Source organism: Nocardia brasiliensis, from assembly GCF_042691675.1.
GTDB lineage: Bacteria > Actinomycetota > Actinomycetes > Mycobacteriales > Mycobacteriaceae > Nocardia > Nocardia brasiliensis_D.
Window position 1 is genome coordinate 5,543,605 of record NZ_CP170507.1, and the last position, 22,192, is coordinate 5,565,796.

The window sequence follows — 22,192 nt, forward strand, 5'->3', positions numbered from 1 at the left end:
ACTCAGCTGGCGAACAGGGGCATATCGCGGCGCAGGTGGCGCTGGGCGAGGACGTCTTGCAACGGGTCGGACAGGCAGGCGAGACCGTCGGCCGCTTCCGCCGCGGTGCGGTCGCAGAGGTCGGCGAGGCGGACGGTGCATCCGGCGATGGCGGCCGGGTCCAGCGCGAGCAGCCGTTGGGCGGCGGTGGCCGCGCCGGTCAGGGTGGTGTAGACGACCACCCCCGCGATCTCCTGCGGCGGCACGGTGCAGGCGGCGCCGACCATCCCGAAGACCGTCGACAGGTGCGGCCGGGTGCCCAGCGGCGACCAATCATGGTGTGGCCACAGCTGTTTGGCCAGTCGCAGCAGGCCACGGCCCTGTGCCCGCGACGCCGTGCGCGCGGCGGGCGCCGGTGTCCGCGCGTCCGCCTCGGCCTCGGCCCGCTGCGGTTCGAGCGCGCCCGCGCACACCGCGGCGGCCAGCGAGGCCGCGACCAGTCCCGAGGTCCGGATCCGCCGACGCAGGTACAGCTCAACCGTCGCGACATCGCGCACCAGCCCGGACGCCACCGCCTCCTCCACCCCACCGGAGTGCACATGCCCGCCGATCGGCAACCGCGAATCCGCCAGCGCGAACAACATCGCCAGACTCGTCGGACCCATTTCACCCACCGAGCGATCCTAAGCCCCGGCGTGTCGCGGGCGTGTCCGGGTGGCGCCGCCGCCCATCGGTCAGCGAGTGGGACATGACGGAGGCAAACACCGAGTAGCGCCTCCACTATGTCCCGTTCGACTGGCACGGCCAGCACACCGCCACAGCGAACGGGACACGACGCCAACGAACATCAAGCAGCGCCTCCACCATGTCCCGGCCAGCACACCGCATCAGCCCGCGGGACACGACGGAGGCAAACACCGAATAGCGGCCCCACCATGCCCCGCTCGACTGGCACGGCCAGCTCATCGCCACAGCGAACGGGACACGACGGCGGCAAACATCGAGTAGCGGCTCCGCCATGTCCCGTTCGACTGGCACGGTCCGTTCATCGCGACAGCGATGGGACATGACGGTGGCGAGCGTTGAGTGGCGGGTTCGTCATGTCCCGGGCGGTGGCGCGGTCAGCGGCGGAAGGCGCGTTCGAAGAAGCGCTGGACCTGGTTGCGGGTGAGGTCGGTCCAGGCTTGGACCGGGCCGGACCACCATGGGGCGATCTCGCGGGGTTTGGCGGTGACCGCGTGGCAGACGAGGTCGGAGGCTTCGTCGACGGTGAGGCCGGGGACGCGGCTGAAGTCGGTGGGCGCGCTCATTCGGGTGTGTACCAGCGGCATGTAGATGGAGGTGGTGGTGACGCCGTCGGCGGAGACCTCCGCGGCGACGCTGCGCAGCCAGACGTCGAAGGCCGACTTCGACGCGCCGTAGGCCGCCCACTGCGGGGCGGGTGGCATGAGCACACCCCAGGTCGAGATGTTGACGATGTGGCCCTGTTTGCGTTCGCGCATATCCGGCAGCAGGGTGAGCAGCAGGCGCACCGGGCCGAGATAGTTGATGTCGATGGTGCGGGTGAAATCGTGGAAACGGTCGTAGGACTTGCTGATCGAACGGCGAATCGACTTGCCCGCGTTATTGATCACCACATCCAGGTGGCCGTGCTCCGCCAGCAGTTGCCGACCGAGCCGTTCGACAGCGTCCATGTCGGTGAGGTCGGTGGGATAGACGTGCGCGGTGCCACCGTCCGCCTCGATCTCGGCGGCAACCTGGTGCAGGTCTTCGGCGGAACGGGCGACCAGCAGCACGATCGCGCCCGCCGCGCCGAGCTTGCGGGCGCTGGCCTTGCCGATGCCGTGCGACGCGCCGGTGACCAGAACGACCTTGCCGTCCACGGCCTCGCGCAGCGTCTTTTCGCGCGGGCGTGAGGTCGGATACAGCAGTCGGGTCGCTACTCGTTCGGCGATCGGCCGCCCATTGCTCTGCGCCGGAGGTTGGTTCACCCTTCCGACTTTAACGGGCAGAGCCGGTCAGAGTCCGTCGTCAGACTCGCGCGTGGCCGTAGCGGATGCGGAGGTACGTCTATTAGCAGTTGACGCGTGGTATTCGGGCGCATGTTCACCGGCGACCTCGCGAAGGTGGCCGCCGGTGATCATCGCGCACCTAGTGACCGGCGCCCGGGTTCACCTTGATGTGCCGAGGCGAGGCGAACCGCGCGATCATCGCCATCGCGATCAGCACCGTGGCACCGACCGCGGTCGCGATATGCATTCCCGAGACGAAGGATTCGCGCGCGGACTCGATCACCGCCGCGTTCCCGTCCGCCTGCTGGATGGTCTCCCCCAGCGTCGACGCGTAGTCGCCGCCGGACCGGAAGACCAGTGCGGCAAGCGATCCCAGCAATGCCAGGCCGAGCGCGTTGCCGAGCTCGAAGCTGGTCTCCGAGATACCGACCGCCGAGCCGGCCCGCTCCGGCGGCACCGAGGACACCGCGACATCCGACACCAGCGTGAAGGCGAGGCCGTAACCGACTCCGGCGATAGTGGACCCGACCAGGTACCACCAGAGCCCACTGTGCACGCCCACGCCGAACAACATGAGATTGCCGACGGCCGAAGCGGTCAGCGCGAAGACAAAGGTGTTGCGCGCCCCGAAGCGGTGACCGACGCGCGCGCCGCTCATCGAGAAGATGAACACCGCGACCGCCATCGGAATGCCGAGCACCGCCGCGGCGAGCGGATCGCGTCCGGTGACCGATTGCAAGTAGATGCTGGTCAGGTAGCTCAGCGCGGCCAGCGACATCATGCCGACGAGGCTGGACCCGATGGCCACCGAGAATCCGGCGCGGGTGAACAGCCGCAGGTCGAGCAGCGGCTCGGCGAGCTGGCGCTGTCTGCGCACGAAGACGGTCAGCACCACCACACCGATCAGCGCGATGATGATCGATTCGGCGTCGATCCCTTCGGCCGCGGCGTGTTTGATCCCGTACACCAGCGGCAGGATGCCGCCGATGGACAGCGCGACGCTCGGCAGATCCAGCGGTCCGTGCACGCCGGCCCGATGCTCGGGCAGCACGAACGGACCGAAGGCGAGCAGGATCAGCAACACCGGGATATTGATGAGAAACACCGAGCCCCACCAGAAGTGGTGCAGCAGAACGCCGCCGATGATCGGGCCGACCGCCGAACCGCCGGCGAAGAACGCGGTCCACACGCCGATGGCGGCGGCCCGTTCGCGGGCGTCGGGGAACAGGGTGGAGATCAACGCGAGGCTGGACGGCAACAGGGTCGCACCGCCGACGCCCATCAGCGCACGCGCGATGATGAGCACCGCGGGGCTCGGCGCGAAGGCGGCGAGGATCGACGCGATGCCGAAGATGGTGGCGCCGACGAGCAGGATGTTGCGCCGCCCGATCCGGTCACCGAGGTTGCCCATGGTGATCAGTAGGCCGGCGATCAGGAAGCCGTAGATGTCGAGGATCCATAGCTGCTGCGCCGCCGACGGATCGAGGTCGACGGTGAGCGTCGGCATCGCCAGGAACAGCACCGAGATGTCCATCGACACCAGCAGCACGGGGAGCAGCAGCACCGCAAGGCCGAGCCAGGCACGGCGCGAGCCGACAGCGGGCGCCGCCGGTGTGGCCCGCGTGGCCTCAACGTCTGTCATCCTGAAGTTTCCTCTCCATCTCGCGTACGCCGTACGCACAACTGGAGTACAGTGTACGCAAGCTCCCCCGGAAGTGAAAGTGAGTCATGGGATGACTGAGCTCAAGCTCAACCGAGCCGCCATCATCGACACGGCGATAACGCTTGCCGACGAGGAGGGCCTCGATGCATTGTCGATGCGGCGCATCGCGGACAAGATGGGCGTCGGCGCGATGTCGCTGTATCGGCACGTCGCGAACAAGGACGAACTGCTCGCCGCGATGACCGACGAGGTGGCGCGGCGCAATCCCTACCCGTCGGCGGAGGGTCAGCAATGGACCTGGCGCGACCGGGTCCGCATCGCCGCCGAGATCGATTGGGCGCTCTACCAGCAACATCCGTGGGTGCTCCTCACCTTCGCCACGCCGCGCTACAGCTTCGGCCCGCAGAGTCTGGCCTGCCTCGCCTGGATGGTCGAGGGATTTTCCGAGCTGAACGTCTCCACGCGCGAGGCGACGACCATGGCGTTCACCGTGTGGAACCACATCTCCGGCGCGACGCTGCCGCACATCAGCGCCTCGTTGATGGCACGCAAGGGGATGAACCCGGAGGGTGACAACGGGCTGCGCACCATGCTGAAAGGAAGATCACAATTCCCGGTGCCGCCTGCCCTCGCCGACCTGGAAGGCAGCGGGATCAACGACCTGTCCCAGGAAGACCTGCTCTACGCGGGTCTGGCCGCGCTGTGCGACGGGTTCGAGGCGAGGGCGCGGCAGAAGGCCGACTTGACCTGAACCTAAGTTGATGTCGCACGGTGGTGGACGTCCAGCCACGAACAGGAGCTACCGTGCACGCGATTCGCCTTCATGCCTTCGGCCCGGCCGAAAACCTGCGCTACGAAACGCTGCCCGACCCGACGCCGGGTCCGGGTCAGGTGCGAATCACCGTGGCGGCCGCCGGCGTTCACCTCATCGACACCGCGCTCCGCAAGGGACTGCCCGGGCCGTACCCGGTTCCCGAGCTGCCCACCGTGCCGGGTCGTGAGGTCGCCGGAACCATCGACGCGGTCGGCGCCGACGTCGATTCCGACTGGGTCGGCAAGCAGGTGGTGGCGCATCTCGGCATGGCGCCGGGCGGCTATGCCGAGCTGGCCGTGACCGAAGTTGCTCGGCTGCACGAGATTCCGGCGAACCTCGAACCGGCCGAGGCGGTGGCGATGATCGGCACCGGCCGCACCACCATGGGCATCCTGCAGTTCACCGAGCTCGGCCCGGACAGCGTCGCGATCGTGACGGCCGCGGCGGGCGGAATCGGCACGCTACTGGTGCAATACGCGAAGAACGCGGGCGCGACTGCAATCGGGCTCACCGGTGGCCCCGCGAAAGTCGCACTCGTGCAACGCAATGGCGCCGACCTGGCCGTCGACTACCTACTCCCCGACTGGCTCGATCAGGTCCGCGAATTCCTCGGCGACCGCGCCGCCACTGTCCTGTTCGATTCGGTAGGCGGCGAAACAGCCCGCGCCGCCCTCGACCTCCTGGGCAAGGGCGCGCAGCACCTGGTCTTCGGCGCATCCGGCCAGAGCCCGAAAGACGCAGCTGCCCTGACCTTCTCAGCCGAGGAGCTGGCCGACCGCGGCATCACCTCCGAATTCGTCCTCGGCCCACCCATGCTGCAGCGCGCAGGCGGCGACATCCGTGTCCTCGAAAGCCGCTCGCTCGCCGAGGCCGCCGCCGGTCGGCTTCGCCCTGCGGTACAACGCTTCCCGCTGGCCGAAGCCGCCACCGCGCACCACGCCCTGGAGACCCGCGCCACCACCGGCAAGGTCGTCCTGATTCCGGAATGAGATGAGTCAGTCGGTCGGGTCGCCGTTCACTACGGCGTAGGCGAAGCCGTCCCAGCCTTTGCTGCCGACAGTCTGTAGGGCGGTGGCGTCCAGGGTGGGTTCGGCGGCGAGCAGTTCGAGCACTGCGCGGCTGGCGGTGATCGTCGGATCGTCCGAAGTCGCGTCGGCGAGACCGCCGTTGCGGACGACATTGTCGACGATGATCACCGAGCCCGGCCGGGTCAGGCGCAGCGCCCACTGGACGTAGTTCGGGTTGTTGACCTTGTCTGCGTCGATGAACACCAAGTCGAACGGGTCGGGGCTTTCCCCGGCCAGCACCGGCAGTGTGTCGAGGGCCGCGCCGACCCGGATCTCGACGCGATCGCCGACCCCCGCGCTGTCGAGGTTGCGGCGCGCGATCTCGGCATGCTTCGGCTCGAATTCGAGGGTGACCACCTGCCCCTTCGCGCCCACCGCCCGGGCTAGCCAGATCGTGCTGTAGCCACCGAGCGTGCCGATTTCCAGCACCCGCCGCACCCGGGCGGTCCGCGCGAGCAGATACAGGAACTTCCCTTGCGGCGGTGACACATCGATCGCGGGGAGCTCCGCCGCGGCATTCGCCGTCAGCGCCGCCGCCGTCTCCTCGTCCTGCACCAGCGTGTCCACGATGTAGCGGTCCACGTCGGCCCATTCAGCTGTTGTCATACCAGGAAGTCTGCCACCGTGACGCGCCCCACCGGGCTCGTCTGATCGGTAGCCTCCGTCACAATCAGGACCCGCCCGACCGTCCGTCCTGGGCGCCGGGCGGCAGAGCGCCTGCGATCAGCGCGTCGGCAACGATCCGGGCGACCACGGGGGCGAACTCCGGTATGCGATCGGGATCCTCGCCGAGCACGATCAGCCAGCTGAACAGCGGGCCGAGCAGCAGCGCGTGCACGACCGCCGCGTCCGGGCGCCCCGGTAGTTCGCCACGGGTCACAGCGCGATCCAGCAGGGTGGCGATGACGGAGCGCTCGACCGCCAGGTAGGTAGCGGCGAAGCGGGCACCGAGCGCCGCGTCGGCCCGGACGTCGGCGAGCAGCCCGGTCATCACGTCGGCGGCGGATCGGCCGATCTGGTCGCCGATCCGGGCGGCCAGCGCGGTGAGGTCGCCGCGCAACGATCCGGTGTCCGCGGGCGGTTCTTCGCGGAGATCGTGGACCAGTACCGCGAACGTCATCTCCTGTTTGGTCGCGTACCGCCGATAGATGGCCGCCTTGCTCACCCCGGCGCGGGCGGCGACGGCGTCGACAGTGAGCGACGCGTAGCCGTGCTCGGTCAGCAGCGCCCGAACTGCCTCGGCGAGCGCGTGATCCACCCGACTCTCGCGGGGACGTCCTCCGGCTTGTTTAGCGGTCGACATGCTGGCAGTATACGAGACCAGTAGTATCGGAACTAACCGTCTCGTATCTAGACGGAGCACGGAGCAACTCATGATCACCTGGTCCGGCCGCATCCTCGCGTTCCTCGGCGCCCTGCACCTCACTGTCGGGACACTGTTGAGCTCGCGCTACCTCGGCGAGTGGCTGTCGTTCCAGCTGTGGTTCGACGGCACCGATGTCACCGAACTGCGCCCGGCCGTCGGCGCATTCTGGTTGGGCCCGGGCAGTTTCGGGCTGCCGCTGCTGCTGATCGGTTTGCTCATCGAGTGGATGGACCGGCGCGACATCGTGCCGCCTGTCTTCTTGCCTTGGGCGTTGCTCGCCTGGATCGGCGTGGGTGCCGTGATCCTCGAACCGGCTCCGTGGCTGGTGGCGGGAGTCGCCGCCGTCCTGCTCCTGGTCGGTGTTCGACGGTCCGCCGCCGCCCCGGCGATCGATGGCGTCCCGCAGGCCGGTTAGCCCGACGCCGCGGGATCGCCGACGGGCAGCGGCCAACGGTCGAGCACGACCGGCCCGTCCGGCCGAGGTGGGAATCTGCGCATTCCGTTCCAGCGACGGTCCGCACCCAGCGCCGAACGAGCCTCGGCCCCATAGTTTTCCGGGTAGTGCGGCGCGGGATGCAGACGGTGAGCCTCGGCGAGCCAGCCGCCGGCCTGGCGGTGCACCTCGGCGCGGGTCAGCGGTGGGTCGGCACCGAGCAGGGTGCCGCCGTGTTCGGGAGCGACGACCATGGCGGAGCCGAGGTGGCGCAGACAGCGGGCGGTGCCGAGGTCGTCGGCCAAGGCGCGGTAGCCGGTGAGCGCCTGTTGCCAGCAGCGCAGCGCGCGCCGCGGCTCGCCGCGTGCCCACCAGGCGATGCCCATCGTCTCGTGGATGTGCGCGCGACCGTCTGGGTCCCGACCGGTGCGGGTCAATGATTCGGCCAGCTCCAAGCGGTCTTGGGCGGCATCCAGCCGGCCCTGGTGGATATGCACGACGGCGAGGTTGATCAGGGCGCACACCTCGCCCGCCACATCCTCGCGTGGCAGCAACCACCATGCGGCCTCCAACCGGGCCGCCACCGCGGGCAGATCGGTGGGCGATTCGGCCAGCAGACGCAGCGCCGCACGGTGTTCCCAGCGGGCGGCCAGACCGGTGGACAGATTGCGGGGCCGATAGCGTTGCGGCCGGTCACCCAGCCGTTCCGCCCGCATCCATGCCAGATCCCGATGCAGCACAAGGTCTTCCAGCCCGTGCACGCCGCACAGGTCGGCGGCCAGCCCGGACTCGTTCTCCGCCATCCCGATTCGGGCGTACCACCCGTCCAGCGCATCACCGATCCGCACCAGATCCGGCACCACAGTGGCCGGGATGGCCGCGCCGAGCGACGCGCAGGCCGCGACGAGCTCGCGCAGATACGGCTCCTCGGCCTCGAACCAGAGCCGCGCGCCCGCGGCGAAGCGCGCCGATTCCAGCGCGAGCGCCCAGCGGGTGGCACGGTCGGCGTAGTAGTGCACCAGCGCGGTCGAAGCCGCCCGCCACTCGGGCTTCGCGATCACCTCCGCACGATCCGGCAGCCGGGGCACCCGGCGCAGGCAATAGCGTTGCGCGCCGACGAGGGTCACGATCCGTTGCCGCCGCAAGTCGTCGAGCAGCACGGCCGGGGTGGATTGCGGCGGAAGCTGCTCCAACGGCAACCGGGCCGGTGCGTCGAGCGCGGCGGTCAAGACGGCGAGCAGTGCGGCCGTTTCGAATTCACGTACGGGCAGATCCCGCAACACCGCGCAGATCACCTTTCCGTTCAGCTCATCAGCACTGCGCGGCGGCGGGGGCCACGGGTCCGCCGCCGGGGCGAGCACCCGGGGGCCCGGCTCGACGAGGTCGGCGATCAGCTCGAGTTCCCGTGCGGTACGGACCCTTTCGCGATACCGGAGGATGAACCGGTACCCGACATACATCGCCGCCACCGCGACAACGAGCACCGAAAGCCAGCGCAACGTCTCCGCCAGCACCTCGACCGCGGTGCTCTCGCCGAACGAGTTCACCACCAGGTTGCGCGCCAACTCGAACAGCAGCGCGTAGGCCACCACCGACGCCGTGCCCAGAAACCCTTGCCAGATAGACGATCTCGGCGTGCTGGGCTCCGCCGAAGCCGCACCGTCGCGCGGCTCTTCGGGCTGACTCATCGCAAAGCTCCCCCGGTCAGTCCGGGCACCAGCCACCGCCGCCAGGTCGCCAGGAGCAACGCCACCGGAAGGATCGCCGACATCAGCGAACCGGCCGCCAATTGGGCCGAGTTCTCGGTGAATTGGCGTGCCTCGCCCCACAGCAGCAGCGACCAGGGGGTCGCGCCCGCCCCGCTGATCAGCAGCCCGATCACGAAATCGTTCCAGACCTGGATGAATTCGAGGACCGCCACCGCGCCGAGTGCCGGGCCCGCCGAGGTCAGCACGCGCCGCGCGATCGTTCCTGGACCGGCCAGCCCGTGCAATGCGTCGGCGGCCGAGCTACCCGGCGCGGCCAGCAGGGCACCGCGTAGCACGAGGATCGCGATCGGCAGTCCGGCCGCCGCGTGCAGCAGGATCAACGGGATTCGAGTGCCGGACAGTCCATAAGTATCGATGAAGGTGTTCACCGGGCCGAGGTAGCTCTGCACCGGCAGCACCGAAAGCACCACCAGCGAGACCACCGCGATGCTCGCGGCAGGCCGGTTCGGTCGCAGTGCCGCGAGCCGATATGCCACCGGCACCGCGGCGGCCACCACGACGATGGTCGTCAGACCCGCCACCCACGCGGAGGTCTCCAGCGACCGCAGCAATGCCGGATCCCGCCACACGCGGGCGACCGCGCCGAAACCGAAACCGTTCCGGTCCTGCAGGCAGGCCAGCACCAGCACGCCGATCGGAACCAGCGCCAACGCCGATACCGCCGAAACCCCCAGCGCCCGACGGAATCCGAACCGTTGCCGCGGCTCGACCCCGACCGGTTCCGCCGGTGCGGACCAACTTGTCCGGTGCCTGCGCACATCGGTCTGCAGCAGCCACGCCACGAACCCGACCAGCACCGCGAGCGGCAACCCGTACGCGGCCGCCTCGCCCGCGTCGACCTCGGCGTCGACGGCCAACCGCCACCAGTGCACGGTCGCACTGTCGACCTGGTACTGCATCGAACCCGGCACGCCGATCAACACCACATCGAAAATTCGGGCCGCGGCCACACCGACGGCCAGCCCGACGATCAGCACCACCGGGCGCAGTAACTCATAGAGCCGCAGCGCCATCGGCCGGCCGTCGCCACGATGCAGGTGACCGGTGCGCACCGGATCGGTCTCGATGGCGCGGATGCCTGCCCGGAACAGCCCGGTCACGAAGCCGAACCAGGTCCACAGGAACGCCGAACCCAGCATCACCGCGAACCACACTCGGTAGCCGCCGACGCTGTTGATGCCGAGCCGGTCCCCGAGGTACTGGAAGATCAGCCGGAAGGCGACGCCGGATACCACCGCCGAGATCCCGAACGGCACGATCAGCGGCCGCCACAGCCACCGCGAGTCCCGCCCCCACCAGGCAATTCCCAGCGCGGCCACCAACAGCACTATCCCGAACAGCACCCAGACCAGCGTGCGCAGATACGCCCAGCTCCCGTCCCGGCCGAGCGCGGCGCCGAGCAGCCACAGACCAGCGACGACGACAACCAGCAGCGGCGGCCACAGCAGCAGCCGAATCCCGCCGTACCAACGGTGCCTGACGAGTTGCGTCACACCGACCGCACCGACCGCGACCAGCACGCACGATGTCACCACCAACGGCCGCGCCCGCACCGCGATCAGCACCGTCCACACCACCGGCACGACCACCAGCGACACCGTCAGCACGGTCGCGGGCAGCCCGGCCGCCCAGCCGATCCACCGGCGCGGATGACTGCCCGCGATCAGTGGCCCGCGCATGCGGCGGGTGGCGAGTTCGAGCTCCAGCCCGTCGGCCCGATAGCGGGGCGGGCCCGTCATCGCCGCCGCCGATCCACCGCGTCAAGGGCGGCGATCGCCCGATCGATCGCGTCGTCCAGCCGGTCGGTTGCCCCGTCCCCGATGGCGGTAAGGAAGTCGGTCAGGATGCGCCACAGCCCATTTCGGCCACCAACCGCGCCGATCCGATCGGACAGATCGAACGCGCTGCGCGAACTCAGCGTGCGCGCCGACGGTCCGAGCAGTGTCGAATACCGCGCGTTCGTCCGCAGATTCGGGGCGATGAAGCCGCCATAGTCTTCGATCCACGGCAGCGGCGCCGTCGGGGTGGCAAGTGCCGCAACCAATTCCATGGCGCGGTCGGTCGCCGACTCGGTCACCACCATCACGTCACCGCCGACAATGCGCGGCGCACCTATCTCCTGATCGACTGCCGGGAACCCGGCGACACCGACCGCGTCCTGCGTGCGCCGCCCGGACCGGCGCACGGCGGCGCGCACGATCGGCTCGGCGAAGTCCGGCTCGACGACCATCACCGCCCGCCGGTGCTCGAATACCTCGCGCACCGCGTCCGGGAACTGGCGGGTCAGCACGGCGGCGACGCCACCGGGAAACGCGTGCCGCTGTCCCCACAGCGCACCGAGGTGACCGAAGGCGGCCCGCACGGCCGGGTTATCCCAGGCCCGATCGTCGCCTGCGGCGGCCACCTCGTCGTAGCACCGGGGCGATTCGGCGAGCAGCGCGTTCTCGAACACGTCGGTCAATACCCAGCCGTCCGCCGCGCCCAGGGCGAGCAGCCGGACCGGGGTTTCGGCGAGCACTTCCATCCGGTCCACCCAGTCGGCGAACGTCCAGCCGGCCGGGTCCCCGAGGCGGTATTGCTCGACCAGTTGCCGGTCGTACCAGACCAGCGACTTGTCCGCCGCCTTGAACGGCACGCCGTACGGTTTTTCGTTGTGCCACAACAATTCCCGCCAGACATCCGGATAGCGCCAGCCGAGCTCGTCTTTCCACAGCGTCTCGGCGACCGGCCGCAGCTTCCGCTGCTCGGCAAGCTCGCGCACCCGGCCCGCCCTCGGCAGCATCACGAGGTCGGGTGCCGACCGGCCACCCGCGGTGAACGCGGTCTCGATCTCGTCGCCCAGCGGAACGACATCGACCCGCCGGTTGTCGTAGCCGATGCGGGCGAGCACCGCGCGGAACGCCGCCAGTTCGGATCCGCTCCAGGACACCCCGATGCGGATCACACCGGGGTTGCCGAGCAGCAGATCCGGGGCACAGGCGGCGGCGAGCGGCCCCACCAGGGCCACTTGCAGCAGTTCCCGCCTGGTTCGCATGTCCCCCCGTGCCGCCACGCCTACTTCGAGTGACCGCTTACTTCGAGAAGTTCTCCGGCGGCTGCCACGGCCGTCCATGCGGGTCGTCGGGGCGGTAGGACGGCTGTTGTTGCTGCTGCGGCGGTTGCTGCTGCTCCGGCGGCGTCTCCTCCTGCGGCGGCGGGAAAGCCTTCTCCTGCGCGGGTATCACCGATTGATGCGGCGACGACTGGCGTGGCACGGTGGGCGGTGGGGTCATCAAGCCTTCCACCGGCGTGCGAGCGGTCGCTTCGGCGTCGCGGACCGCCCGTTCGATAGTGGGGTCCGGAGCGGTATCGAACCAGTCCGCCACGTCGGAGTCGTCCTCCACCTTGACCGGTTCGCTGTCGGCGGCGGGCGGTTCGTAACGGAAGATGCCGTCCTCGCCCTTGCTGCCGAAGCTGGTGGCGAAGCCCTCCAGCGCCTTACCGAAATCGCTCGGCACCAGCCACACCTTGTTGGCGTCGCCGCGGGCGACCATCGGCAACGTCTGCATGTATTGGTAGGCAAGCAGTTCCGGCGTCGGCTTGCCGTTCTTGATTGCGGCGAAGACCTTTTCGATGGCCTTGGCCTGGCCCTGTGCCTGCAGATACGAGGCGGCGCGCTCACCTTGGGCACGCAGGATGCGGCTCTGCCGTTCACCTTCGGCCTCCAGGATCGCCGATTGCTTGGCGCCCTCGGCGGACAGCACCTGCGCCTGCTTGGCGCCTTCGGCCATCTTGATCTGCGATTCGCGGGTGCCCTCCGCGGTGAGGATCATCGCGCGCTTCTCGCGATCGGCCTTCATCTGCTTTTCCATCGACTCCTGGATCGACGCGGGCGGATCGATGCTCTTCAGCTCGACCCGCGCCACCCGCAGACCCCAGCGGCCGGTCGCCTCGTCCAGCACGCCGCGCAGTTGGCCGTTGATCTGGTCACGGGAGGTCAGCGTCTGTTCCAGGGTCATGCCGCCGACCACGTTGCGCAGCGTGGTGACGGTGAGCTGCTCGACCGCGGCGATGTAGTTGCTGATCTCGTAGACCGCCGCCTGCGGGCTGGTGACCTGGAAATACACCACGGTATCGATGTGCAGCGTGAGGTTGTCCTCGGTGATCACCGGCTGTGGCGGGAAGGACACCACCCGCTCGCGCAGATCCACCTTGGCGCGAATGCGGTCGGCGAACGGGACGAGGAATGTCAGCTGACCGGAGACGGTGCGCGAATACCGGCCGAGCCGCTCGATCACCGCCGCCTCCGCCTGCGGTACCAGCGCGATCGACTTGAAGACCACCACCACGACCAGCAGCACGAGCACAGCGGCAACGATCAGTACAGTCATTACGGCCCCTTCCAAACGACGGCGGTCGCGCCTTCGATCCTCATCACATACACCTTTGTTCCCGGTTCATAAACCTCGGACTCGTCCATCGGCCGCGCGGTCCAGACCTCGCCATCCAGCTTCACCTGGCCGGAGTGCTCGGCGACCTGCTCGAGCACCAACGCGGACTTACCCTGCAAGGCATCCACGTTCGTCGGGATCGGCGGCGGAGTTCCGAAGCGGCGCCGCAGCAGCGGGCGCACACCCAGAAACAACACCAGCGTCAGCACACCGAAAACAATCGCGTCCAGCACGATCGAGGTACCCGCGACGGCACTGATGCCCGCGGTACCGAGCGCGGCGGCACCGAGCATCAGCAGTGTGAGGTCCCCGGTGAGCATCTCCGCCGCCGCGAGCAAGATGCCCGCGACCAGCCAAACTATTGCGGCCACGCCGACCACTCTAGTGGGCGGATCATGATCGCGGGCCGCACTGAGGCGACTACAGATCTCGGGTGAATCACGAATCCGGCCGCGGCGACCCGGCCGCGCCGCTGTACCGAAATCGCCAGCGGCGGTGCTAGCTTCAGGCGGGTGAACGGGCATGACAGCTATGGCGGCGACATCTTCGCCGGACACTCCCGGGCGAAAAAGCGGGCGGTACCGCGCGTGACGGCCGAACGCGACCTCGTGGTCGAGGACGCGGCCAGCGGATTCTGCGGCGCCGTCGTGGGTTTCGATCGCAGCTACGACGGCGAGTTCGTGAAGCTGGAGGACGCGCGCGGCGCGGTGCGCCTGTTCGCGCTGCGCGAGGCCGCGTTCCTCATCGACGGCGAACCGGTGACGCTGATCCGGCCGACGGCCGCCACCCCGAAGCAGGAAACCCGCTCGGCGTCCGGCTCCACCCGGGTCGAAGGTCTGCGCGCCCGGGTCGCGCGGACCAGCCGGATCTGGGTGGAGGGCGTGCACGACGCCGCGCTGGTCGAGCGGGTGTGGGGGCACGACCTTCGGGTCGAGGGCGTGGTCGTCGAACATCTGGCGGGCTTGGACAATCTGGCCGAACGGCTCACCGATTTCGCGCCGGGACCCGGCCGCCGCGTCGGCGTGCTGGTGGACCATCTGGTCACCGGATCGAAGGAGACGCAGCTCACCACCGGGCTCGGCCCGAACGTTCTGGTCACCGGTCATCCGTTCATCGACGTTTGGCAGGCGGTGCGCCCGGCGGCCGTCGGAATCTCCGCGTGGCCGCAGGTACCGCGCGGGGAGGACTGGAAGACCGGCGTGTGCGACCGGCTGGGCTGGGGCACGCCGCAGGACGGCTGGCGGCGGGTCTACGGCGCGGTCGAATCCTTCCGCGACTTGGAGGCGCCGCTCATCGGGGCGGTCGAACGCCTCATCGACTTCGTGACCGAACCGCAATAGCAGGTTCGTGCGCCGGACTCGCGCCGCTGCTCAGCAATGCCGTTCACGGGAATGCCCGCGAATAACCGTCACCCTTTATGCTCGATAATTATGTGCTCTCCTAGTGCCACGCTGACGGTGTGGGCCGGCTCATGGCTGGCCGGCTGTAGCGCGCCCGATGACGTATTGGAGGCGCTGCACGCGTGGGCGCCCACGCACACCATCGCCGCCGGTGACCCGGTCACCGGTGGCCGCACCGACCTGCCGTGGTCGTCCCGCGGCAACCTGCCTGGCACCGGAATGATGGCGCTGCTCAAGGTGATTCGGGAAACCATGGCACAGCCCGGCGCGCAGCTGCGGCTGGTGCTTCCGGTGCCGGGCGACGTGCGCGGCCTGCCCACCGGTACCGCCTTCGCGGCCGACGCGATCGAGGCGGAGGAGGGTCTGCTCATCGGCGTGCCCGGCACGGACGGCACCGGCCTGATCCCGCAGTGGACCGACGACGACACGCTCCAGTGGGCCGTGTACAGCACCCCGATTCCACAAGCGCCGGGCCAGGACATGTCGCTCGGCGAGGCCGAATACGCGATGCGCGAAGCGGTCCGGGATGCCGCCGACGCGCTGATGCAGCTGCACACGACCTCGGTCGGTTCGGCCGACTCGGACCCCAGGGAACTCATCGAAGCCGAGCTGGCCGACTACTCGCGGCACGACTATCCGGACTCGATCCCGTTGCGCGCCAGGCGGATTCTCGATACCGCCGATCATGTCGCCGCCATCCTTACGGTGGCGCAACGGGAACCGGCTTCCTCCCCCACCTCGGCCAGTGCCATCGGCGCCCAGGAATCGCTGCTGCGTCCGCTGTGGGACGCGATCCGCGCCGCTCGTCTGGTGGCGATCCACGCGGCGGCCCGAAGCACGCCCTGATACCCCGAACACCGACCAATTCGACAGCGGCGGTCCACTTTTCGTCGACGGCGAATTGGTCGGCCTCAGCTCGTGGGGCAAAGGCGCTGCCCGCCCAGGCTTTTCGGGCGTCTATACCGAGCTGTCCGCCGTCATGTTCTGATCGCCGGACAGCGGCACGTCAGCCCTTCGTGTTCAGTGCTGCGCAGGCGGCTGGTACTGCTGCTGCGGGTACTGCTGCTGCACCGGATGTGGCTGCTGCGGCGTATATGGCTGCTGGTATTGCTGTTGCGGCGCATATGAGTGCTGCTGGGCGGGATACGCCTGTTGCTGTCCTGGATACGGCTGCTGGCCGGGATACGGGTACGGTTGCTGCTGCGCCGGATACGGCTGTTGCTGTCCCTGGTAGGGCTGCTGTCCGGCGTATGGTTGCGGCGGCAGATAAGGCGGTGACCCATTGTGCTGCTGCGGAAATCGCGTCTGTCCCTGCGGGTTGGCATTGCGCTTCTTGCGGGCCGAGGCCCAGATGAGAACCGCGACGCCGACCACGACGAGCCCGATACAGATCAGCCCGACTATCCACCCGCCGCCTTTTCCCCGCCCCCTGCTACCTCGGCGCCGGGCTTCGCTGGACTCCAGCGCGGCCGTCCAGACCGTGTTGTCGGACCAGAGCTGCGGATCCAGCAGTCCAGTCGCCGTCAGCATATCGGTATACGTCATCGAATCTCATCTTTCACCCCGCTTCGGCTTCCTCCGAAGGCGAATGAGATGTTAGCGCAACCCGATTCACCTCACTTTTCGGCGGCGACCCGCCGTGGCGGCGCACAGCAACCGACGGCGCACGGCGTGCCGTTGAGCGTGCAGCCATAGCCCGGGACCTCGCCGAGGCGGCGCGGTTCGAGGTCTGTGAGGTGCTCGGTGATGAGTTCGACGACCAGTTCGGCGAAGCGAGGATCGGTGCCGGGCGTGGCCGCGCGGGCGAATGCCATGCCGAGTTCGGCGGCTTTTTCCGTCGCCTCGTTGTCCAGATCCCAGATCACCTCGAGGTGGTCGGAGACGAAGCCGACGGGACAGACGACCACAGCGTCGACATTCTTGGCGGCGAGGTCGTCGAGGTGGTCGACGATGTCGGGTTCGAGCCAGGGCACCTGCGGTGGGCCGGAGCGCGATTGCCAGACGACGTCGTAATCGGTGAAACCAGTTGCGGCGGCGGCCAATCGAGCGGCCTCGGCAACCTGACGGCTGTACAGGTGGCCGCCGTCGGCGGGCGGACCCGCGCTGGTATCAGCGGATAGCGGGATGGAGTGTGCGGTGAAAACGAGGCGGGCGTCGTCGCGACGGTCGGCCGGAAGTTCTTGCCGGGCAGCCCGAATGGCGTCGGCGAAGGCCTCGATCAACAGCGGATGGTCGAAGTACTGGCGCAGTTTCACCAGCTCCGGCGCGCCGTCACCGAAAGCGGAACGGGCTCTTGCGATGTCCTCGTGATACTGCAGGCAACCGGAGTAGCCACCCCACGCCGAGGTGGGGAATACCAGGGCGGAGCGGACACCGTCGGCGGCCATCCGCGCGACGGTATCCTCCACCATCGGATCCCAATTCCGATTACCGAAGTACACCGGCAGATCGATTCCGGCACCGGCCAATTCGGCCTCGACCGCCGCGATGATGTCGCGGTTGAGGGCGTTGATAGGCGAGACGCCGCCGAAGTGCAGGTAGTGCTCGGCGACCGCTTCGAGGCGTTCGCGCGGGACGCCCCGGCCCCGAGTGACGTTCTCCAGGAATGGCATCACGTCCTCGGGGCGTTCCGGGCCACCGAAGGACAGCAGCAAAAGTGCGTCGGCAGCCCGAGCCACAGTGCCCTCCTCGCGTCAGTTGATCGACATGCCCTCGGGGAACCAGGTGTTGTGGCTCGCCCCGCCGTCGACGTAGATGATCGACGCCGTCGTACCGGGCAGCCAATCCGACAGCAGCGCGACGATCGACTTGGCGACCACCGTCGGGTCGTCGACATCCCAGCCGATCGGCGACGCGCCGTCCCAGTACTGGTTGAGCTGGTTGAGCTTGGCGGCATCGTCGGTCGCGGTGCCCGCGATGGCCTTGGCGGCCAGCGTCTTGATCGGGCCCGCGGCGATGAGGTTGGAGCGAATCTTCTTGGCGGCGCCCACTTCTCGCGCCACATACCGGTTGACCGACTCGAGTGCGGCCTTGGCCACACCCATCCAGTTGTAGTACGGCATCGCGGTGCGCGGGTCGAAGTCCATGCCGACAATCGAGCCACGTTCGTTCATCACCGGCAGCACGGCGCGGGCCAGCGACGCGTAGCTCCAGGCGGAGATCTCGAACGCCTTGGCCGCGTCGGGGCCGGGACCGTCGAGGAACGGACGCGCCTCCGGACCCATCAGCGTGCGCGGCGCGAACGCGATCGAGTGCAGCACGCCGTCGACGCCCTCGGGCGCCAGTTCGCGCACCTTGTCGGCGAGCTCGCCGAGGTTTTCCTCGTTGGTGACGTCGAGCGGGATGGCCGGGGGGACCTCTTGCGGCAGCCGCTTGGCGATCCGATCAATCAGCCGCAGCCGCTCCGGGATGCCGGTGATGATCACCTTCGCGCCCTGCTCCTGCGCGACAGCGGCCGCGTGGAACGCGATCGACGAGTCGGTGATGATGCCGGTGACCAGAATGGTCTTGCCTTCGAGCAGTCCGCCCATAGGTTTTCGGTTCTCCTGAATTCGAGGGTGTCGGAAGGAGGTTACTAGTGGCCCATGCCGAGGCCGCCGTCGACCGGGATGACGGCGCCGGAGATGTAGCCCGCATCATCGGAGGCCAGGAAGCTGATCGCCGCGGCGACCTCCTCCGGCTGGCCCATCCGCTTCGCCGGAATGCCGTACTTCAGCACCAGCTCGCGCATTTCCTCGGTGACCTCTTCGCGCGTCATGTCGGTTTCGATGAAGCCGGGCGCGACGACATTGGCGGTGATGTTGCGGGAACCGATCTCCATGGTGATCGAACGCGCCATACCGACCAGGCCCGCCTTGGAAGCGGCGTAGTTGACCTGCCCGGGTCCGCCCTTGAGGCCGACCACCGAGCCGAGGAAGATGATGCGGCCGAATTTCGCGCGCAGCATCGACCGGTTGGCCCGCTTGGCACAGCGGAAGGCGCCGGTGAGGTTGGCGTCGATGACTCGGGTGAACTGCTCTTCACTCATCCGCATGAGCAGCGTGTTATCGACGATGCCCGCGTTGGCGACGAGCACCTCGACCGCACCTTGCTTCTCCTCGACCTCGGCGAACGCGCGGTCCACCGACTCCGAGTCCGTCACATCGCATTTCACGCCGAGCATGCCGTCCGGCGCGCCCGAACCGCGATGCGTGACGGCCACTTTGTGACCGTCGGCGACTAAGCGTTGTGCGACTGCGAGACCGATGCCACGGTTACCGCCGGTCACCAGGACGGACCGGGATGTGATGTTCGACATGGGCATCAACCTACCTGGTCCGATCCGTCGGTCACGACCGGCCCGGCCCCCGCGCCCGCTACCGTTTGAGGCTGCCTCGGGCACTCAGCTTGCGGATCGGCCCGATGAGCGCCCGGTAGATGGGCCGCACCAACCGGCCGGGTAGATAGCGGTGCCGTTCCTCCTGCCAGACCCGCGCCCTGCGGTGCGCCGCGAGCGGCGACCAGCGCTCCGGATCCGGCGGTTCGGCGGTATGGAATTCGATGCGGCACAGGTGCTTCGTGCTGACGAAGCCGTACTGGCCGGGGCTGACCAGCCGCACTGGAGCGCCGTGGTCGCTGTCGAGCGGGCGCCGGTCGAGCCGGTCTGCGATCAGCACATCCTCGGCGAGGGTGTCCTCGAGCAACACGATCGACCGATGGCCGTCGAGACCTTCGAAGACCACATGGCTGATCGACGCACCCGTCGCGAGCAGTGGTTCGACCCGCGTGCGGTAGAGGGTCTCGAACGCGACTCCTTCCCACAGCAGGTCGGTTGCCGACCATCCGGCGACACAGTGGAAGTCGGCTCGAATCTCTTGCCGCGGTAGCTTTTCGAGCTCGGTCACGGACAAGGTGATGGCCTCGGTCAAGGCTCCGCCGAGCTCGATCACCGGGTCGGCGGGGACTGGCGGCGGCGGGTGGTGGAGATGGGTGCCGAACCGAGGGAATCCATCGACGGCGCGTTGGCCCGGGGGAAGTGTCACGTGCGATCCTTCTTCGAACCGCAGTGCGGAGCGTCGAGCATCAGCGGCTCCGCAGGACCCGCCGAGCCGATGTCTCCGTACCGCGGGACGCATCGTCAGCAGCTAGGACACCACTGTAGGACGGTGGCGGTGCATCCCAGTGTGGCAACGGATACAGTCCGACAATTCTCACATTTCGCCGCCGTGCCACCCACCGGATCGGTTGACACCGAACTGGCCGACACGGCAATCGCCCGCCGTTCGGCGATGCCGGAACGGCGGGCGCGCAACCACTTTCGTGCTATGGAATCCGCTGGCGATAGAGCAGGCCGGTGATGACGCCCGCGGCGGTCAGCAGCAGTCCGAGCAGCAACCACGGACGGCTGGCGTCACCTCTGGTCAGCTCGTAACCGATCTGCTGCTGCAACGTGTCGTATACCTTCGTCAACTCCTGCAATGACGACGCGGTATAGAACTCCCCACCGGACAGCCGCGCGATTTCCTGCATCGCCTCGTCGTCGACTTCCACCTTCACCTGATCGCGACCGCCGTCTTCCCGCGGGATCTCGACCACACCCCATTTGGTGCCGAAGGAAATCGTCGATATCGGGATGTTCTTGTTCTTGGCGAGTCGGGCGGCTACGTACTCGTGCCGTGGGTTGTCCATGTCGTCGAAGGCCGGGACGGTCTGTTTTCCATCCGACATCAAGACAATTCGGGCGGGCGGCGGGTCTTGGGCGCCACCGAGTACCGAGGCGAGCGTGTCGATCGCCTGGAGTGCGGTGATGATGCCTTCGCCCGTTGCCGTGCGCTCGGCGAGTTTCGCGTTGTCGATGGCCGCCTTGACCGATTCATGGTTCGTTGTCGGCGTCACCATCACCGAGGCGGTGCCCGCGAAGGTGACGAACCCGATGTTCAGGCCGACCGGAAGACCGTCGACGAACTCCTTACCGGCCTTCTTCGCGACCTCGATCCGGCTCGGCGGCACGTCGGTCGCCTCCATCGAGAGCGACACGTCCATCACCAACATCACGGTGGCGCGGTTGCGTGGCACCTTCTTGACCGCCGTCGGCCCGGCCGCCGCGACGGTCAGGAACACCAAACCGACCAGCATGAGCGCGATGGGCACGTGCCGGAACTGACTCGGCCGCGCCGGAGCGACCTTCTCCAGCAGCTCCATATTGCTGAACCGCAGCATGTGCTTGTGCCTGCTGCGCTGCACCAGGATGTAGCCGAGCGCGATCAGCGCGATGATGGCAAGAAAGCCGAGCCAGATCTGCGCGGTGAAATGCGAAATACTCACTGGCGTGGCACCCGCCCGGTCGGGGCGCCGAAGCTGTGGCGCCGAGTGGACACGAACCGGACCACATCGGCGATCCAGTCCCGGTCGGTTCGCAGGGTGAGCACCGGCGCGCCGCAACTACGCAAAGCCTGTTCGACCTGTTCCCGATGCCGCTGCGCGGCGGCCGCGAAATCGGCGCGCAGCGTGGGGGTCACGCTGAATTCGCGGGTGCGCCCGGTCTCCGGATCGTGCAGCACGACGTCGCCGACGTCGGGCAGCGACAGATCGCGCGGGTCGAGCACCTCCACCGCGAGCAGGTCGTGCCGCGCCGAGATGGCGCGCAGCGAACGCTGCCAGTCGATGTCACCCAGGAAGTCGCTGATGATCACCGCGAGTCCGCGCTTGCGCTGCGGGCGGCGCAGCGACTCGATGCCGCCGCGCAGATCGCCGCGCACACCGTCGCGGGCGTGCGGCGTGGTCGCGATGCTGCGCAGCAGCGACTGCGCGTGCACCCGCCCACTGCGCGCGGGTATCCGAACCAGCTGCTCGCCGGTGGCGACGACCGCGCCGATCCGGTTGCCGCCACCGCTGGTGAGATGGGTGATGGCGGCCGCGGCGGCGATCGCGAGGTCGCGCTTCTGGCAGTACGCGGTACCGAAGTCGAGGCTCGCCGACAGGTCGACGACCATCCAGGTTTCCAGCTCCCGGTCGGCGATCATCTGCCGCACGTGCGGGTGGGTGGTGCGGGCGGTGACCGACCAATCCATCTGCCGCACATCGTCACCCGGCTGGTAGGTGCGCGCCTCACCCGGCTCGGAGCCGGGGCCGGGGATCAAACCGAGGTGGTCACCGTGCAGCACGCCGTCGAGCCTGCGCCGCACGGTGAGCTCGAGCGTTTTCAGCGCCGCGGTCAGCCGCGGGTCGGTCAGCTCGCCCGCCTGGAACGACGGCGGAGCGTGGGGAGACCTGGCCACTCG

General features: G+C 68.4%; 23 protein-coding genes. 6 read left to right on the top strand and 17 right to left on the bottom strand.

What is annotated here, in order from left to right:
• Nucleotides 1-2 precede the first annotated feature (2 nt).
• The 3 genes from ACFK0J_RS25370 to ACFK0J_RS25380 form a co-directional block, all read right to left on the bottom strand.
• On the bottom strand, nt 3-644 hold the full coding sequence (locus tag ACFK0J_RS25370; protein WP_378743003.1) for an urease accessory protein UreF: 642 nt from the start codon (nt 642-644) through the stop codon (nt 3-5).
• 456 nt (nt 645-1,100) lie between these two features.
• The gene (locus ACFK0J_RS25375) at nt 1,101-1,970 is read right to left on the bottom strand and encodes an SDR family NAD(P)-dependent oxidoreductase (RefSeq protein WP_378731387.1); all 870 of its coding nucleotides are present in this window, start codon (nt 1,968-1,970) and stop codon (nt 1,101-1,103) included.
• A 160-nt stretch (nt 1,971-2,130) separates the two neighbouring features.
• Nucleotides 2,131-3,633, bottom strand: a complete 1,503-nt coding sequence (locus ACFK0J_RS25380) for an MFS transporter (protein WP_378731389.1) — start codon at nt 3,631-3,633, stop codon at nt 2,131-2,133.
• Nucleotides 3,634-3,724: 91 nt separating this feature from the next.
• Here ACFK0J_RS25380 and ACFK0J_RS25385 point away from each other — a divergent pair, with 91 nt between their 5' ends.
• On the top strand, nt 3,725-4,405 hold the full coding sequence (locus ACFK0J_RS25385) for a TetR/AcrR family transcriptional regulator (protein ID WP_378731391.1): 681 nt from the start codon (nt 3,725-3,727) through the stop codon (nt 4,403-4,405).
• A gap of 53 nt (nt 4,406-4,458) precedes the next feature.
• Complete coding sequence (locus ACFK0J_RS25390; RefSeq protein WP_378731393.1) at nt 4,459-5,457, top strand: zinc-binding dehydrogenase; 999 nt, start codon at nt 4,459-4,461, stop codon at nt 5,455-5,457.
• A 6-nt stretch (nt 5,458-5,463) separates the two neighbouring features.
• Here the strand turns inward: ACFK0J_RS25390 and ACFK0J_RS25395 are convergent, their stop codons facing one another.
• The gene (locus tag ACFK0J_RS25395) at nt 5,464-6,141 is read right to left on the bottom strand and encodes an O-methyltransferase (RefSeq protein WP_378731395.1); all 678 of its coding nucleotides are present in this window, start codon (nt 6,139-6,141) and stop codon (nt 5,464-5,466) included.
• A 64-nt stretch (nt 6,142-6,205) separates the two neighbouring features.
• Nucleotides 6,206-6,838: a TetR/AcrR family transcriptional regulator gene (locus ACFK0J_RS25400; protein ID WP_378731398.1), complete on the bottom strand. Its 633-nt coding sequence runs from the start codon at nt 6,836-6,838 to the stop codon at nt 6,206-6,208.
• 70 nt (nt 6,839-6,908) lie between these two features.
• Between ACFK0J_RS25400 and ACFK0J_RS25405 the strand changes: the two genes are divergently transcribed.
• Nucleotides 6,909-7,316: a DUF6463 family protein gene (locus tag ACFK0J_RS25405; protein ID WP_378731400.1), complete on the top strand. Its 408-nt coding sequence runs from the start codon at nt 6,909-6,911 to the stop codon at nt 7,314-7,316.
• Here ACFK0J_RS25405 and ACFK0J_RS25410 read toward each other — a convergent pair.
• The 5 genes from ACFK0J_RS25410 to ACFK0J_RS25430 are packed head-to-tail and all read right to left on the bottom strand — an operon-like array spanning nt 7,313 to nt 13,904.
• Complete coding sequence (locus ACFK0J_RS25410) at nt 7,313-9,022, bottom strand: hypothetical protein (RefSeq protein ID WP_378731402.1); 1,710 nt, start codon at nt 9,020-9,022, stop codon at nt 7,313-7,315. The two genes, ACFK0J_RS25405 and ACFK0J_RS25410, sit on opposite strands and share 4 nt — an antisense overlap.
• Entirely contained in the window at nt 9,019-10,842 is a 1,824-nt protein-coding gene (locus ACFK0J_RS25415; protein ID WP_378731405.1) for a hypothetical protein, read from the bottom strand. The genes ACFK0J_RS25410 and ACFK0J_RS25415 overlap by 4 nt, the downstream gene beginning before the upstream one ends.
• Nucleotides 10,839-12,137, bottom strand: coding sequence for an ABC transporter substrate-binding protein (locus ACFK0J_RS25420; RefSeq protein ID WP_378731407.1), 1,299 nt, complete (start codon nt 12,135-12,137; stop codon nt 10,839-10,841). Before ACFK0J_RS25420 ends, ACFK0J_RS25415 begins: the two co-directional genes overlap by 4 nt.
• A 37-nt stretch (nt 12,138-12,174) precedes the next feature.
• Nucleotides 12,175-13,473: an SPFH domain-containing protein gene (locus tag ACFK0J_RS25425; RefSeq protein ID WP_378731408.1), complete on the bottom strand. Its 1,299-nt coding sequence runs from the start codon at nt 13,471-13,473 to the stop codon at nt 12,175-12,177.
• A complete protein-coding gene (locus ACFK0J_RS25430; RefSeq protein WP_378731410.1) occupies nt 13,473-13,904 on the bottom strand; it encodes an NfeD family protein in 432 nt (143 codons plus the stop codon). The genes ACFK0J_RS25425 and ACFK0J_RS25430 overlap by 1 nt, the downstream gene beginning before the upstream one ends.
• Nucleotides 13,905-14,045: 141 nt before the next feature.
• Here ACFK0J_RS25430 and ACFK0J_RS25435 point away from each other — a divergent pair, with 141 nt between their 5' ends.
• The 3 genes from ACFK0J_RS25435 to ACFK0J_RS25445 all read left to right on the top strand — a co-directional run bounded on the left by ACFK0J_RS25435 (nt 14,046) and on the right by ACFK0J_RS25445 (nt 15,921).
• Nucleotides 14,046-14,873, top strand: coding sequence for a DUF3097 domain-containing protein (locus ACFK0J_RS25435; protein ID WP_378731412.1), 828 nt, complete (start codon nt 14,046-14,048; stop codon nt 14,871-14,873).
• A 90-nt stretch (nt 14,874-14,963) separates the two neighbouring features.
• Entirely contained in the window at nt 14,964-15,779 is an 816-nt protein-coding gene (locus ACFK0J_RS25440; protein WP_378731414.1) for a hypothetical protein, read from the top strand.
• Entirely contained in the window at nt 15,679-15,921 is a 243-nt protein-coding gene (locus ACFK0J_RS25445; protein WP_378731416.1) for a trypsin-like serine protease, read from the top strand. The genes ACFK0J_RS25440 and ACFK0J_RS25445 overlap by 101 nt, the downstream gene beginning before the upstream one ends.
• A gap of 32 nt (nt 15,922-15,953) precedes the next feature.
• Here ACFK0J_RS25445 and ACFK0J_RS25450 read toward each other — a convergent pair whose 3' ends face one another.
• The 7 genes from ACFK0J_RS25450 to ACFK0J_RS25480 form a co-directional block, all read right to left on the bottom strand.
• Entirely contained in the window at nt 15,954-16,478 is a 525-nt protein-coding gene (locus ACFK0J_RS25450) for a hypothetical protein (protein ID WP_378731418.1), read from the bottom strand.
• 71 nt (nt 16,479-16,549) lie between these two features.
• Entirely contained in the window at nt 16,550-17,611 is a 1,062-nt protein-coding gene (locus tag ACFK0J_RS25455; protein WP_378731420.1) for a ferrochelatase, read from the bottom strand.
• A 15-nt stretch (nt 17,612-17,626) separates the two neighbouring features.
• On the bottom strand, nt 17,627-18,463 hold the full coding sequence (gene inhA / locus ACFK0J_RS25460) for an NADH-dependent enoyl-ACP reductase InhA (RefSeq protein ID WP_378731423.1): 837 nt from the start codon (nt 18,461-18,463) through the stop codon (nt 17,627-17,629).
• 44 nt (nt 18,464-18,507) lie between these two features.
• Nucleotides 18,508-19,230, bottom strand: a complete 723-nt coding sequence (gene fabG1 / locus ACFK0J_RS25465) for a 3-oxoacyl-ACP reductase FabG1 (protein WP_218470024.1) — start codon at nt 19,228-19,230, stop codon at nt 18,508-18,510.
• A gap of 58 nt (nt 19,231-19,288) precedes the next feature.
• The gene (locus ACFK0J_RS25470; RefSeq protein WP_378731425.1) at nt 19,289-19,954 is read right to left on the bottom strand and encodes a molybdopterin-dependent oxidoreductase; all 666 of its coding nucleotides are present in this window, start codon (nt 19,952-19,954) and stop codon (nt 19,289-19,291) included.
• 280 nt (nt 19,955-20,234) lie between these two features.
• A complete protein-coding gene (locus tag ACFK0J_RS25475; protein WP_218470026.1) occupies nt 20,235-21,236 on the bottom strand; it encodes a VWA domain-containing protein in 1,002 nt (333 codons plus the stop codon).
• Nucleotides 21,233-22,189: a DUF58 domain-containing protein gene (locus ACFK0J_RS25480; protein ID WP_378731428.1), complete on the bottom strand. Its 957-nt coding sequence runs from the start codon at nt 22,187-22,189 to the stop codon at nt 21,233-21,235. The genes ACFK0J_RS25475 and ACFK0J_RS25480 overlap by 4 nt, the downstream gene beginning before the upstream one ends.
• Between the last annotated feature and the right edge of the window lie 3 nt (nt 22,190-22,192).